This is a genomic window from Pontibacter sp. 13R65, from assembly GCF_047525655.1.
Taxonomy (GTDB): Bacteria; Bacteroidota; Bacteroidia; order Cytophagales; family Hymenobacteraceae; genus Pontibacter.
In genome coordinates this window covers 134,195-147,567 of sequence record NZ_JBLIQL010000011.1, presented here as the reverse complement: position 1 = coordinate 147,567, position 13,373 = coordinate 134,195, and the positions used below count along the sequence as shown (strand labels likewise).

Here is a 13,373-nt window from a genome sequence, read left to right as displayed (position 1 = left end):
TTTTCCTGATGTTCCTGACACTAAATATTCTAATGAAATAAACATTCTGGAGGTTTTTAGGAGAAAACTTTGAGGGTAGGAGGTCACTCCCCTGCGTGAGTTATTGTAATCATAAGACAGGCTCTGTTTCTGAATTAATGTAAATTTAAGTACTATTACGGATTAAGAGAATTTATTAATATTGCTTTGCCTGTAATGAACGATCTTTTATTCAGAGAATGATAGCCACAACTATCGGCAATAAAATTATTTTCGTCAATATGAATACTTATTAGTTTATAATTATATTTTCACGCTTATTACACAAATCCTATACTTCTGCAGGAGGTATACTTAATAGATTAACACAGAAAGCATGCTCATTAATAAGGTTTCGGACCAGATAAAGAAAAGTAAATTCATAAGCCGCGATTTAAGTTGGTTACGTTTTAATTACAGAGTGCTGGATCAGGGGCGCGATACAGACAAGAACTTTTTCGACAGGCTGAAATTTATTGCTATTACCTCTTCTAATCTGGATGAATTCTTTATGATAAGGGTTGGTAGTTTATATAATTATCTCGATTACGGAAAAGAGCGCACCGATTACTCCGGGCTCCGCGAAATACCTTTCCGCAAGAAGCTGCTCGACTACGCGCACCGTTTCGTAAACGACCAGTACCTAACCTTTAACAGTGAGTTAAAACCACTTTTCGGGAAGTTCGGCTTCGACATTCTTCGAGTGGAAGAACTGAATGAGGCGGAGCAGAAAAAGGCTGATACCTATTTTAAAAATACGATATTTCCGCTGCTTACGCCCATGGTGTACGATAACTACCATGGCTTTCCACTGCTGATGAACCAGTTGCTCACTTTTGGGGTGGTCACGCGCACCAAAGATGAGCAGAAGGAGCAAGACCGGGTAACCTTTGTGCAGATACCCCAGAACCTGGCCCGGTTTTATGAGATAAACCGAAAAGATAAACTTGTTTTTGTTCCTATCGAAGAGATCATTCGATGGAAAATCAAGAAACTGTTCCGGAATGTAGAAATAGTATCTGCTAACCTGTTCAGGATAACCCGTAACGGCGACTTTACTTTAGAAGAAAGCGACGACATAGATGCTGACTTTGTGCAGGAGATAAAGTCAAAACTGCGCACACGTAAAAAGGGGCGTGTGGTGCGCCTGGAGATAGAGCGTAACCCTTCGCCCTTTATGATGCGCCTGCTCAAAGAACGTTGGACGATCGATAATGCCAATGTGTTCACTATCAGTAGTATGATAGATCTGCGGAGCCTTTGGCAAATCATAAACCACCGGCAGTTCCGCGACAAACGACCTAAACAGCCTGCCTCGGTTATGCCCCTGAGTATGCCGAGCGATGGCGTAGACATGTTCGATTACCTGAAAGAGCATGATGTGTTGCTGCACCACCCGTACAACAGCATGGAACCAGTGGTGAACCTGCTGGAGCGTGCCGCTGAAGACCCTTATGTACTCGGCATTAAACAGACTATTTACCGCCTGGCCGACCAGTCGCGGGTATCGGCAGCTTTGCTGAAGGCGGCTGAAAATGGCAAGCACGTGTCGGTGCTGTTTGAGGTAAAGGCGCGTTTCGATGAAGAAAAGAACCTACGGGAGGGCGAAAGGCTGGAGAAAGCAGGCTGCTTTGTCATTTATGGCATAGGCAAGTACAAAACGCATACTAAAATGCTCATGATCATCCGGAAGGAAGGGGAGAAGGTAACGCGCTATGTGCACATTGGCAGTGGCAACTATAACGAGCAAACTGCCCGCCTCTACACCGATGTGAGTCTGCTTACAACGAACGAAGTGTATGCGCACGATGTGTCGGAGTTCTTTAATGTTATAACCGGGCACTCCCGTCCAAACCAGTACAAGAACCTTATTACTTCACCTAAAAATATGCGTGCTGAGCTGATTGAGCTCATCAGAACAGAGGCACGCAACGCAAAAAAGGGGTTGAAGAGCGGTATTGTTATTAAAATTAACTCCTTAGAAGATAGGGAAACCATAGAAGAGCTTTACAAGGCATCTAAAGCGGGTGTTACTATAAAGCTCATCGTGCGTGGCATCTGCTGCCTGCGCCCCGGCCGCGATGACCTGAGCGAAAATATTTCAGTTCGGTCTATTGTAGGCGAGAACCTGGAGCACAGCCGCATTTACTATTTCCACAACAACGGCGACTCCAAAGTGTACGGTGGCAGCGCCGATATAATGGTGCGCAGCTTCGACCGCCGTATAGAAGCCCTGTTTCTGATAGTGAACGAGGAACTGAAGCGGGAGGTCATCAACATACTGTACTACAACCTTCTCGATAACCAAAACTCCTACATTATGCGGGAAGACGGTACTTATACCAGAAAGCGGGTAACAGGGCAGGAGGAGATCGTGGATGTGCACAAAATGTTCTACACCAGAAACCTGCAAATAGAAGGAGAAGTAGAGCTGGTTTAACAGACGACCTTCTTCCAGAGCTGCGCTTCTTCTACTTCAACCTAAAGCAGCCAGTTAAAGAATTTTTATAGCTCTTTAACTGGCTGCTTTATTTGCCCCCGAACTCCTATTTAGTAACGTAACTCTTAGGCTGAGTTAAGCCTTTTAACCTCTGGAAGGGGTAATTCATTATAATAATTTAATTGGCAGTAGCCGCCTTTAGGGTAGAGGCTACAGAAATTTGTGGGAATATTTACACTTAAGGATACATATTTTCCTATATTTAAGTTATATTTAAATTCTATTTTACCTCGAAACAATCATCTATAACCAGGCGATCCGTTACAGCCTTGGTTCAAATTAACATAGCCTGTTTCTTTTCCGCTTGGAAAAAAGATAACCTGGCTTTTTCTTAAACCAGTGCCCGGTTATCTGCCGGAAGTGCCGGATTAAACATTTAGTTAACTATAAAAACTCCTCAATAAATTGATTATCAGTTTCATAAATCACCATCTGAACCGTATGCTGCTGCTGTCGGTTGGCCTCACCCTGAGCAGTAATTTTAGTAACTTCGCTTCGGCACAAGGCGATGCAGCCACAGTAGACGCCTTTGACAGCAACTATGTAAACTGGTTTAATCGAAATGCCCAGCAAGACAAAATACAGGGTGTTGGGGTGGATCGCGCCTATACTGAGCTGCTGGCCACACGCCAACCAAAGAAAAAAATTGTAGTAGCAGTAATAGACAGCGGGCTCGATATTGAGCACGAAGATCTGGCAGGCAGAATCTGGACAAACACAAAGGAGATTCCCGGCAACGGCATAGACGACGATAACAACGGGTATGTAGACGATGTGCATGGCTGGAGCTTTTTGGGCAACGCGCAAGGCGAAAACATACGCTACGAAACCTATGAGTATGTCAGAATATATCGTAAACTGGCCCCTGTTTACGAGCGATACCACTCTCCGGAAGAGGTGCCGGCAGACAAGCGGGCGGAGTATGCCACTTACCTGCGCTGCAAAAAGAATTATGAGAAAGAGATAGCCGAACAGCAGAAGACAAGGGAGAACCTGGCGCGCTTTGAGGAGGTGCTTAATGCCTGTGAAACCGTTGTTGGCCATTACTTGGGCAAAGAAGAGTTTACGGTGGCAGATATAAGGGCCATTTCTACCAGAGACCAAACCGTGATGCGTGCCAGAGGCTGGCTGCTGAGCCGTTACGACATGGGTTTCGAGAAAGAGTCTCTCCAGAAGTACAAAGAAAGAACAGAAAACTCACTAGAGAAGCAGCTGAACTTAGCGTACAACCCCCGCACCATTCTAGGCGATAACTACGAAGATATAAACGACACAGCCTACGGCAACAACGACGTAACCGGCCCCCGATCAGACCACGGTACTCCGGTGGCTGGTATTATCGGCGGTGTTCGGAACAATAACGTGGGCATAAACGGTATTGCCGAGCATGTAGAAATTATGGCACTTAGAGCAGTACCGGAAGGCGACGAATATGATAAGGATATTGCTCTGGCTATCAGGTATGCAGTAGACAATGGCGCCAATATTATTAACATGAGCTTTGGCAAGGAGTTCTCGCCTCATAAAAAATACGTAGATGAGGCCATAAAACATGCGGAAGCCAATAATGTACTAATGGTGCACGCTGCCGGTAACAGCTCCTATAATATAGATGAAATAGTACATTACCCGACCCGGAACTGCGACGATGGCAATACTGTAAAAAGTTGGCTTGAAGTAGGAGCTTCCTCTATGCACTCAGACAAGAAGATGACAGCCGAATTTACCAATTACGGTAAGCAATCGGTAGACCTGTTTGCTCCCGGCGTAGACATTGTTTCGTTGGCACCTGGCAATAAATACTCTAAAGTAGATGGTACCAGCTTCTCGAGCCCGGTCGTGTCGGGGGTGGCGGCGCTGGTATGGTCTTATTACCCGGAATTAACGGCCGTGGAGTTGAAAGATGTGCTGGTTAATTCCTGCTCCAACTATGGCAAACAGAAAGTTTACTTGCCAGGTAGAGAGTCTTCTAAAAAGAAAAAGACCAAATTCTCCAACCTATCCAGAACAGGAGGTATCGTGAATGCTTACGAAGCCCTTAAGATGGCAGAGAAGGTGGCGAATGAAAAGGCACGTGGCGCTTAGAACAACTGTTTTTTGAATATCCCAAAAATTGCATCAAACATTTCCTTTCAACCTTATAAAACAGTTAACATGAATTGGTACAAAATGGTATTAAGTAAGTACGCAGAGTTTAGCGGTCGTTCCAGACGCAGCGAGTATTGGTACTTTATGTTGTTTAACGTTATTATTTCTATGGTACTGGCCTTAGTCGATATGGCAGTTGGCTCGTTCGGTATTTTAGGAGGACTCTACTCGCTGTTTATATTCATTCCGAGCCTTGCCCTAACTGTAAGAAGATTGCATGATACCGGCAGAAGCGGCTGGTGGATGCTAATTTCGCTGATTCCGTTTATTGGCTGGATCGTATTACTTGTTTTTACAGTGTCTGACAGCCAGTACGGCGATAACCAGTATGGGCCGAATCCAAAAACGAACTACGAGTTTGGCATGTAAGAACTTTCTATATGCAGAAAAACCTCACATGCCCAGCGGGATGTGAGTTTTTTTATGCTTCTTTTATACACGCCATCGCAACACCCTACCTCCCAATAGGCTCCTTCAACCTCCAGAAGGCCATTTTCATTAGCAGAATTTGGATTGGCACTTCCTCCGATTAATGGTTAGCTTTAGGCAATCAAATATTGCTTTATGAATGTAAACCATACACTGGCTTGTCTGGTAGTGGCAAGTGGCTTACTGCTTTCTTCCTGCTCCACCAACCCTTATGCCGCTACCAATAAATCCTATAAGAAGCAGGTGAAGGCTTATGCCCGTTCGCTGAGGCAAGTCCCGGTCACTACGCCAGGCGAAGAAGCACTCCAGCAGGGCGACTATTGGGTGGGCACCACTAATTTCAACCTGCGTAAACCAAATTTTGTAGTTATTCACCATACCGAGCAAGATTCTACCGCCCAAACCCTTAAGACCTTTACACAACCCAAAACTCAGGTAAGCGCGCACTATGTAATCGGGCGCGACGGGAAAGTGTACCACATGCTTAATGATTACCTGCGGGCCTGGCATGGTGGCATGGGCAAGTGGGGCAATAATTCCGATCTCAATTCCTCCTCTATCGGCATAGAGCTCGATAATAACGGCATAGATCCTTTTCCGGAAGTTCAGATTAACAGCCTGCTGCAGGTCCTGGCTCTGCTGAAAAAGAACTACAACATACCAGATGCCAACTTTATTGGCCACGCCGATATCGCTCCCGTTCGGAAAGTGGACCCTAGCATACAGTTTCCGTGGAAAAGGCTGGCAGAGAACGGATTTGGCCTGTGGTACGATGAGGACCTGCTACTTCCCACCTTAATATTAGAGAGTATCCCCACTTCCGACTCTACAGTGGTGCTGGTAGAAAAGCACGTATACGACAGCATCCCTGCCTCTTTTAACCCACAAGAAGCGCTGCGAATTATCGGTTACGATACACAAGATATGGCTGCAGCTACCAGAGCTTTTAAAATCCACTTTATTCAGCGCGACGTGGAGAGTCCGCTTTCGGAGACGGACCGACGGGTTTTATATAATCTTTACAAAAAATATTTGTAGCGGCCGCAGTCTACAAGTTTCAGGTAACCATCTGAACCTTACCTAGTACGAAGGCAAGTGCAGCTCAGAAGGCGGTACAAAAGAGGATGGGGTAGGCAAATCTTCTAAAAAATTTGTACTTATAATTTGACTCCTGTTAATGTCTGTGTATATTTGCACTCCCAATAACGGTAACGTGGCCGAGTGGCTAGGCTCAGCTCTGCAAAAGCTGCTACAGCGGTTCGAATCCGCTCGTTACCTCATTCTTACAACAGCTCCTTAGATTATGGTCTAAGGGGCTGTTTGTTTTTAGCCACTTCCCGGCTGTTCCTGCCTTAAATATAACACTACCCCGGCATCTCCTCCTTATCGCTGCCAACCTCTAATCGCCCATAGTTCAAAAAGGCTCCGGAAGGTCATTTTCACTGGAATAATTGCTGCGTATTCTGGCAACTATAAATAGTCCGAATTGATTTTTGTGGTAATGCTTTATATAAAATTGATTATCAGGAAACTAAATTCTATTAGCAGATATTTCATTCCAGCCTAATCTTTTGCCCTCCTAATTGCGTAGAAAACCCTACTATCTGAATAAGGTTTAGCCATCATCCTAACGAATGAAAGCATCGGTAGTGCCTGCGCTACCACACAGAACTCAAACAAACCAGAAAGCTTTTCAGCATGCTCCTACGCAGAAGGCAAGGCCTGCGCCTAGGTAATTCCCGTTCCTACATAATCCTAATTCAGAAAAACTAGTAGCATCACACCGTTTCATCATCATGAAGATTATAGATTTACGCATCATGCGTGGGCCAAATTACTGGTCAGTCGTTCATTCTAAGCTTATTGTTATTAAACTTGCCCTCACCCAATTGCAGGGTACCCTTACAGATACGTGGCCTCACTTGCCATACCGCCTGCAGAAATTGCTTCCGGGTATGGCGCATTTCAAATCGGAAGAAGGCGAAGAACAGAGTTTTTATAAAGCAGTGGAACAAGGCATGCCTGCCGGGCAATTAGTGCAGTACGTGGCATTGGAACTACAGCGAATGGCTGGCATGGAAACGAGGTTCGGCTTTTGCAAGCCTGCTCACGATCCGGAGCAGGTGTTTGTGGTGTTTGAGTATCAGGAGGAAAGGGCAGGAGAGTATGCCGCCTACGCGGCGGTAAGACTGGTGCAGGCGGTAATAAATGGCGAAGCCTACAAACTTGCGCCAGACATTGCCAGGCTCCACCAGATCCGCGAAGACGAATATTTTGGGCCAAGTACCTATTCTATTGTATCGGAAGCTGTGAGCCGGGGCATCCCTTACATCAGGCTCAATTGCCACTCGCTTATACAACTGGGCTATGGCGTAAACCAGGAGCGCCTGCAGGCCACCATGACCTCGGGCACCGCCTGCTTTGCCGTAGAAATTGCCGGTGATAAAAAAGCTACGAAAGACATGCTGCAGCAGGCAGGCATTCCGGTAGCCAAAGGAGCTACCGTATACTCCTACGATGAACTTAAAAAAGTGCTGGGTTGGCTCCAATTCCCAATTGTAACCAAACCGCTCGATGGCAACCACGGCAAAGGAGCCACCATCAACATTACCAATTTAAAGGATGCGATAAAAGGCTTCGATGATGCCCGCAAATTCTCGGATGGGGTGATGGTGGAGGAATTTATTCGGGGTAATGATTTCAGGCTCCTGGTGATTAACGGAAAATTTGTGGCTGCTGCCAGGCGCACACCGGCTATGGTTACAGGCGATGGTGCTTCTACCATCAAACAGTTGGTAGACCGAGAGAACAAAGACCCTCGCAGAGGAATTGGCCACGAAAAGGTGCTGACGCAAATTGCTATTGACAAGCAGACCCGCCGTATTTTACGTGGCAAAGGACTTACCTCCCAGAGTGTGCTGCAGAAGGGGGAGGTGCTCTACCTGAAAAGTACAGCCAACATTAGCACCGGCGGCACTGCCACCGACGTAACAGACCTGGTAGACCCTTACAACATCTTAATGGCTGAACGGATAGCAGGCCTAATTGGTCTCGATATTTGCGGTATTGACGTAATGACTACCGATATTGCCATTCCGCTGAACGAGACAAGAGGAGCGGTGTTAGAGGTAAATGCGGCGCCTGGGTTCCGGATGCATACCTCGCCTACCTACGGCCTGCCACGCAATGTAGCGGAGCCGGTTATCGACATGCTTTTTTCGCACGGAAAGCCTTCTCGGATTCCAATTATTGCCGTAACGGGTACAAATGGTAAAACCACTACCACCCGCTTGGTGGCGCACATGGTTCGAAGCAAGGGTTATCAGGTTGGCTACACCACCACCGACGGCATTTATATACAAGATAAGTTGCTCGAGAAAGGCGACACCACCGGCTCTTACAGCACCGAGTTTGTGCTAAAAGATCCAACGGTAAACTTTGCTGTGCTTGAGTGTGCCCGTGGCGGTTTGCTACGATCTGGCTTGGGCTTCCAGCAATGCGATATCGGCATTGTGACCAATGTAAGTTCCGATCACCTGGGGCTAAACGACATCCATACGTTAGAAGAGTTGGCTCGTGTAAAAGCAGTTATACCGAAGAGTGTGAGCAAAGAAGGTTTTGCCATTCTAAATGCCGATGATGACTTGGTGTACGCTATGGCCAAAGAAGTGCACTGTAAGGTTGCCTTCTTTAGCATGGATGAAAACAACCCACGCATACTCAAGCATATTGCCAAAGGCGGGCTGGCCGCCGTGTTCGAAAACGGATACATCTCCATTTTCAAGAACAGCTACAAAATTAGAATAGACCGGGTGGCTGACGTGCCGCTGACTTTTGGTGGTCGTGCCAAGTTTAACATCGAGAACGTGTTGGCAGCTGCACTGGCAGGCTACATTTCGCACTTCGATATAGAAGACATTAAAACTGCGCTCCGCACTTTTGTGCCATCACCGGCAAAAACACCAGGCCGCATGAACCTGTTTAAATTTCCAAACTTTGAGGTGCTCGTAGATTACGCCCACAACGTAGGAGGCCTGAAAGCGATTGGTGAGTTTATGCAAAACTTGAGCGTAAGCCGAAAAACAGGCATAGTAGCGGGAGTAGGCGACAGGCGTCCGCAGGATATTTATGAACTAGGAAAAGTGGCAGGAGAGGTGTTCGACGAAATCATCATCCGGCTCGACAATGACTTGCGTGGCAAAACCCCCGATGAAATTGTGAACCAACTCATGCTAGGCATAGAAGAAGTGGCACCCCACAAACCAGTAAAAGTAATACCGGAAGAAATGCGAGCTATTGCCTATGCGCTCGAAAATGCCAAAGAAGGCGCTATAATTGCCATTTTTACCGAAGACGTAGCAGAATCGGTAAAAATGGTAGAGAACTTTAAGGTGTTGGAAGATAGAAAAATAATGTTGGAACAGGAAGCTCCTTCCTGATCAGAAAGATATCAATGTGAATGATGGACTAAGGCCCTTTCCGATGGAATGGGCTTTTTTAGTTTTTAAACCTAATGAAACAATATAACGCAGGGGGACTCGGATTTTGTTCAAAGTAATGCTATTTCTGCCAAACTAACTTCAGCCGAACGCTTCCCAACTTATGAATATGAGAAGTGGAAGTATGCGTTACAAGCTAATTCGTTGATTGATTTTGGACTTTTTGCCTGCAACGTTTGCCAATAAGCTTATAGGCCAAAGCTTCTTATCTTCGTTTAGAATAAAAAAAAGCCTCTGCTAATCCGATAGCAGAGGCTTTTTTTATTTAGTTCTGTTCGTGCTATTTCAGCACAAAAGAAGTTTTTCCTATTAAGAAACCGTCGGCGTATAGCTCCACGGTGTGTTCTCCTTTTTTATATTCGGCATCTTTGTCGTACACAAAGCTTACCTCTTGCTGCGTGTTGTCAAAAACAAGATCGCGTTTGGCTGTGTAGTACATGTCTTTGTCCTCGATCTGGAAGGAGCCGGATCCGGTGCTAAGGTTATACAGAGCGGCACCATCTGGCTCAATCATGCGCATGTAAACTGTTTTGGGTTCTTTAGATGCAACATCGTTCTTGCCAAACCGGAAGGCTATTCTTATTTTGTCTACTTGCCTGGCCCGGAATTCATTCGATTTATCCTCTTTGTCTTTGCCGCGCTGGTTAATAATATTGACCGCTATTTCCTGAGCTTCCAGCCTGGAGGCCAGTTTCACTTTTTCCGAAAGGTTCTGGTTCGTGGACTTAATAGTGGTTAAGCTGTCGCTGAGTTTGTTCTGAGTTGTTTTAAGCGTGGTGTTTTCGGTGAAGAGTACTTCGTTTTCCTGCTTCAGGCGTGCAATTTCCTGGTCCTTCACTTTCAGCTGCTTCTCAAAAACATCTGCTCTTTCTCTGAACTTACGCTGGTCGGCCAGCGTGAAGCTGCTTTTTCTGAAGCCACGAAGTTGGTTCAGGTCCGACATAATAACAGTAATACGTGCCTCCAGAGAGTCATTTTCCAGACCCATGGCTTGCAATTCCTGGCTCTGCCGCTCAAAGTCAGCTTTCAGGGCCTCGTAAACTTTAATCTGATTTTCTAACTCGCTGTTTTTAATGCGTATAACTTCTGCCTGCTCTTCTGTTTTCTCTTTTTTCTGATAGTTACTATAGAGCAGAATACCGTTAATACTCACAAGGATCACGAAAAGTCCGCCAATAAGCAGCTTTCTGTTACCTCTGTTTTCGGGAGTGTTAGTTGCCATAGAAAATGGTTTTAGTTTTGTTTAATGCTAACGTTCCAATGTAGGTTAATGGATTACCGCCAGATTTGAGCAAGTATCAAATATACGCGTTTTGCTTTATTAAATATATATGATAACTCAAGATTTTAACGCCAGTTACTGGCAGAGTCGCTATAAGGTTTCACAAACTGGCTGGGATGCTGCCAGCATAACGACACCACTTAAAGATTATTTTGCCCAGCTTACAGATAAGCACTTGCGAATACTTATCCCGGGCTGCGGCAATGCATGGGAAGCTGAATATTTGTTTTCAGCCGGGTTCGAAAACGTTTATGTAGCTGATTTTGCAGAGGCTCCTCTGCAGAACTTTGCCGCCAGGGTGCCTGCTTTTCCGAAGGAGCAACTCCTGCAGCAGAATTTCTTTGACCTGCATGGGGAATACGACCTGATAGTAGAACAAACATTTTTCTGCGCCATAGCACCAGCCCTGCGACCTGCTTATGCTAAAAAGTGTGCCGAACTGCTGGTGCCGGGCGGCAAGTTGGTCGGGCTACTGTTCGATACTGAATTTGAGATGCCCGGACCTCCTTTTGGCGGAAACAGAGAAGAGTACCAAAATTATTTTGCACCATATTTTAGCTTTAAACATTTCGACATAGCTTTTAACTCCATTTTGCCACGGCAAGGAAAGGAGCTGTTTATTTGTTTGGAGAAACGAAGGCTATAGGAGAATCCGCAGATTCGTCTTATTTTGTACCTTTAACACCTCTATACTAGCTCCACAACACAAACTATTTTATGATGTTCGAAATTCCTAAATTACAACATACTGCTTCAGGTAACTTTTTCCTGCTGGCTGGTCCATGTGCCATAGAAGGTGAAGACATGGCCCTACAGATTGCCGAACGGCTAAAAGAGATTACCGACAAACTCCGGATTCCGCTTGTATTCAAAGGGTCTTACCGCAAGGCCAACCGATCTCGCCTCGACTCCTTTCAGGGCATCGGCGACGAAAAGGCGCTTCGCATTTTACAAAAAGTAGGTGAGACCTTCGAAGTTCCGACTGTTACCGACATTCACGAAACCCACGAAGCAGCTATGGCAGCAGCATATGTAGATGTGCTTCAGATTCCTGCATTCCTATGCCGCCAGACCGATTTGCTGGTAGCAGCCGCTGAAACAGGCAAGGTGGTGAACATCAAGAAAGGCCAGTTTCTTTCTGGTGCCGCCATGCGCTTTGCAGTAGATAAGGTAAGAGAGTCCGGCAACGAAAAAATTATTCTGACCGACCGTGGTAACAGCTTTGGTTACTCCGACCTGGTAGTTGATTTCCGGAACCTGCCCGAAATGCAGGCCAACCAGGTACCTGTAGTAATGGACGTAACGCACTCGCTGCAGCAGCCTAACCAAAGCTCAGGTGTAACCGGCGGCAAACCAGCCCTCATAGAAACAATTGCCAAAGCGGCCATTGCTGTAGGCGCAGATGGTCTTTTTATAGAAACGCACCCACAGCCGGGCATCGCCAAATCAGACGGTGCCAACATGCTGCCCCTCGATCAGCTGGAAGGGCTTATGCAGAAACTGATTCGTATACGGCAGGCAATTATGTAGAACAGAAGGGCAGGAAAGGGAAGTAAGGCACCTTTAGCAGAAGCTCACCTCGCAGTGTCTGGTTTGGCCTGCGAGGTGAGCCCTTAACCAAAATAATGCTTTAAAGCTCCTGGAGGCCATTTTTATTAGCGTAATTTGAATGACGGTAGCAAGTTAAAAGCTAAGCGTAAAATGCTCTTTAGGTTGCGTGGTACGAAAAAAAACGAGGCCAATGTAAAACAAGTCTACTGTCTGGAGCACCTGTGGGTGATTTTTGATAGCCTGCCAGGCCCGCTTCATTTCTTTAGACCAGTATAAGTCATCAATCACAAACACGCTTAGCTCGTGGTGTTTCTGCAGACAGGCTTCAAAATACCGCATCGTGGGCTCATAGCGATGATTTCCATCAAAAAAAGCAAAGTCCAGCTGCTCGATTTGTTGAAGCTGCTTCTCTAGGGTTTCGTCAAGGTTACCAATTACCTGCTGTACATGTGTCAGGCCTAGTTCTTTAAAGTTATTGCCAGCAGCCTGGGCAATGGCAGGACATCCTTCAAAAGTGAACAAACTGGCCCTTCTACGGGCCTCAGCCAGATAAGCAGTGGTAATACCTAGGGAGGTTCCTAGGTCGAAAATGGTTTTCGGCTGAAAATGATTGACCAGCCGGTAAAGCAGCTGCCCATATTTAGCAGGTTTGGCGGAGGTTCGGGCAATGTCTTTTACTCTGCGTTCATTTTTTAAACCTGTTCTGGAGCCGGCTCCAAAGTCTGTCACCAATAACTTCTGATCGCTGTCGAGGAGCAGCTGTCGCAGTGTCTCTACGTGGTCGTAGGCGGTAAAATGCCCGTCGTGGCAAATAACATTGTGGTAGAGATCAAAAACAAAGGGCGAATGAACACCGTGCAATTTAAAGGCCCGAAGCCTGTAGAGCAGGTACTCAGCAGCAAAACGGAAAGGGAGCACTTTTTATTTTTAGGACTTAAGACATAGG

9 protein-coding genes and 1 tRNA gene are annotated in these 13,373 nt (G+C 46.0%); 8 read left to right on the top strand and 2 right to left on the bottom strand.

The window, feature by feature from the left end; genetic code table 11:
* Positions 1 to 355 precede the first annotated feature (355 nt).
* From ppk1 to cphA, 6 genes are all read left to right on the top strand, one after another.
* Positions 356 to 2,458 carry a polyphosphate kinase 1 gene (gene ppk1 / locus ACMA1I_RS14475; RefSeq protein WP_337069093.1) on the top strand — a complete coding sequence of 701 codons (2,103 nt, stop codon included), beginning with the start codon at positions 356 to 358 and terminating at the stop codon, positions 2,456 to 2,458.
* A 465-nt stretch (positions 2,459 to 2,923) separates the two neighbouring features.
* Positions 2,924 to 4,603, top strand: a complete 1,680-nt coding sequence (locus tag ACMA1I_RS14470) for a S8 family peptidase (RefSeq protein WP_337069092.1) — start codon at positions 2,924 to 2,926, stop codon at positions 4,601 to 4,603.
* Positions 4,604 to 4,672: 69 nt separating this feature from the next.
* The gene (locus ACMA1I_RS14465; RefSeq protein WP_337069091.1) at positions 4,673 to 5,035 is read left to right on the top strand and encodes a DUF805 domain-containing protein; all 363 of its coding nucleotides are present in this window, start codon (positions 4,673 to 4,675) and stop codon (positions 5,033 to 5,035) included.
* 195 nt (positions 5,036 to 5,230) lie between these two features.
* Positions 5,231 to 6,133, top strand: coding sequence for an N-acetylmuramoyl-L-alanine amidase (locus ACMA1I_RS14460; RefSeq protein WP_337069090.1), 903 nt, complete (start codon positions 5,231 to 5,233; stop codon positions 6,131 to 6,133).
* Positions 6,134 to 6,302: 169 nt separating this feature from the next.
* Positions 6,303 to 6,373: transfer RNA gene (locus ACMA1I_RS14455), tRNA-Cys, on the top strand.
* Between the two features lie 518 nt (positions 6,374 to 6,891).
* Positions 6,892 to 9,534, top strand: a complete 2,643-nt coding sequence (gene cphA, locus ACMA1I_RS14450; protein ID WP_337069089.1) for a cyanophycin synthetase — start codon at positions 6,892 to 6,894, stop codon at positions 9,532 to 9,534.
* Positions 9,535 to 9,874: 340 nt separating this feature from the next.
* Here cphA and ACMA1I_RS14445 read toward each other — a convergent pair whose 3' ends face one another.
* Positions 9,875 to 10,816: a hypothetical protein gene (locus tag ACMA1I_RS14445; RefSeq protein ID WP_337069088.1), complete on the bottom strand. Its 942-nt coding sequence runs from the start codon at positions 10,814 to 10,816 to the stop codon at positions 9,875 to 9,877.
* 109 nt (positions 10,817 to 10,925) lie between these two features.
* Between ACMA1I_RS14445 and ACMA1I_RS14440 the strand changes: the two genes are divergently transcribed.
* Positions 10,926 to 11,522, top strand: a complete 597-nt coding sequence (locus ACMA1I_RS14440) for a methyltransferase domain-containing protein (RefSeq protein WP_337069087.1) — start codon at positions 10,926 to 10,928, stop codon at positions 11,520 to 11,522.
* 74 nt (positions 11,523 to 11,596) lie between these two features.
* Positions 11,597 to 12,406, top strand: coding sequence for a 3-deoxy-8-phosphooctulonate synthase (kdsA, locus tag ACMA1I_RS14435; protein WP_337069107.1), 810 nt, complete (start codon positions 11,597 to 11,599; stop codon positions 12,404 to 12,406).
* Between the two features lie 153 nt (positions 12,407 to 12,559).
* On the opposite strand, the gene ACMA1I_RS14430 is transcribed toward kdsA, so the two are convergent.
* On the bottom strand, positions 12,560 to 13,345 hold the full coding sequence (locus tag ACMA1I_RS14430) for an O-methyltransferase (RefSeq protein ID WP_337069086.1): 786 nt from the start codon (positions 13,343 to 13,345) through the stop codon (positions 12,560 to 12,562).
* Positions 13,346 to 13,373 lie beyond the last annotated feature (28 nt).

Bases quoted from the DNA above. Each gene is read 5' to 3' on its own strand.
- ppk1 (WP_337069093.1), top strand. From the start codon at position 356: ATGCTCATTAATAAGGTTTCGGACCAGATAAAGAAAAGTAAATTCATA.
- ACMA1I_RS14465 (WP_337069091.1), top strand. From the start codon at position 4,673: ATGAATTGGTACAAAATGGTATTAAGTAAGTACGCAGAGTTTAGCGGT.
- ACMA1I_RS14460 (WP_337069090.1), top strand. From the start codon at position 5,231: ATGAATGTAAACCATACACTGGCTTGTCTGGTAGTGGCAAGTGGCTTA.
- cphA (WP_337069089.1), top strand. From the start codon at position 6,892: ATGAAGATTATAGATTTACGCATCATGCGTGGGCCAAATTACTGGTCA.
- ACMA1I_RS14445 (WP_337069088.1), bottom strand. From the start codon at position 10,816: ATGGCAACTAACACTCCCGAAAACAGAGGTAACAGAAAGCTGCTTATT.
- ACMA1I_RS14440 (WP_337069087.1), top strand. From the start codon at position 10,926: ATGATAACTCAAGATTTTAACGCCAGTTACTGGCAGAGTCGCTATAAG.
- kdsA (WP_337069107.1), top strand. From the start codon at position 11,597: ATGTTCGAAATTCCTAAATTACAACATACTGCTTCAGGTAACTTTTTC.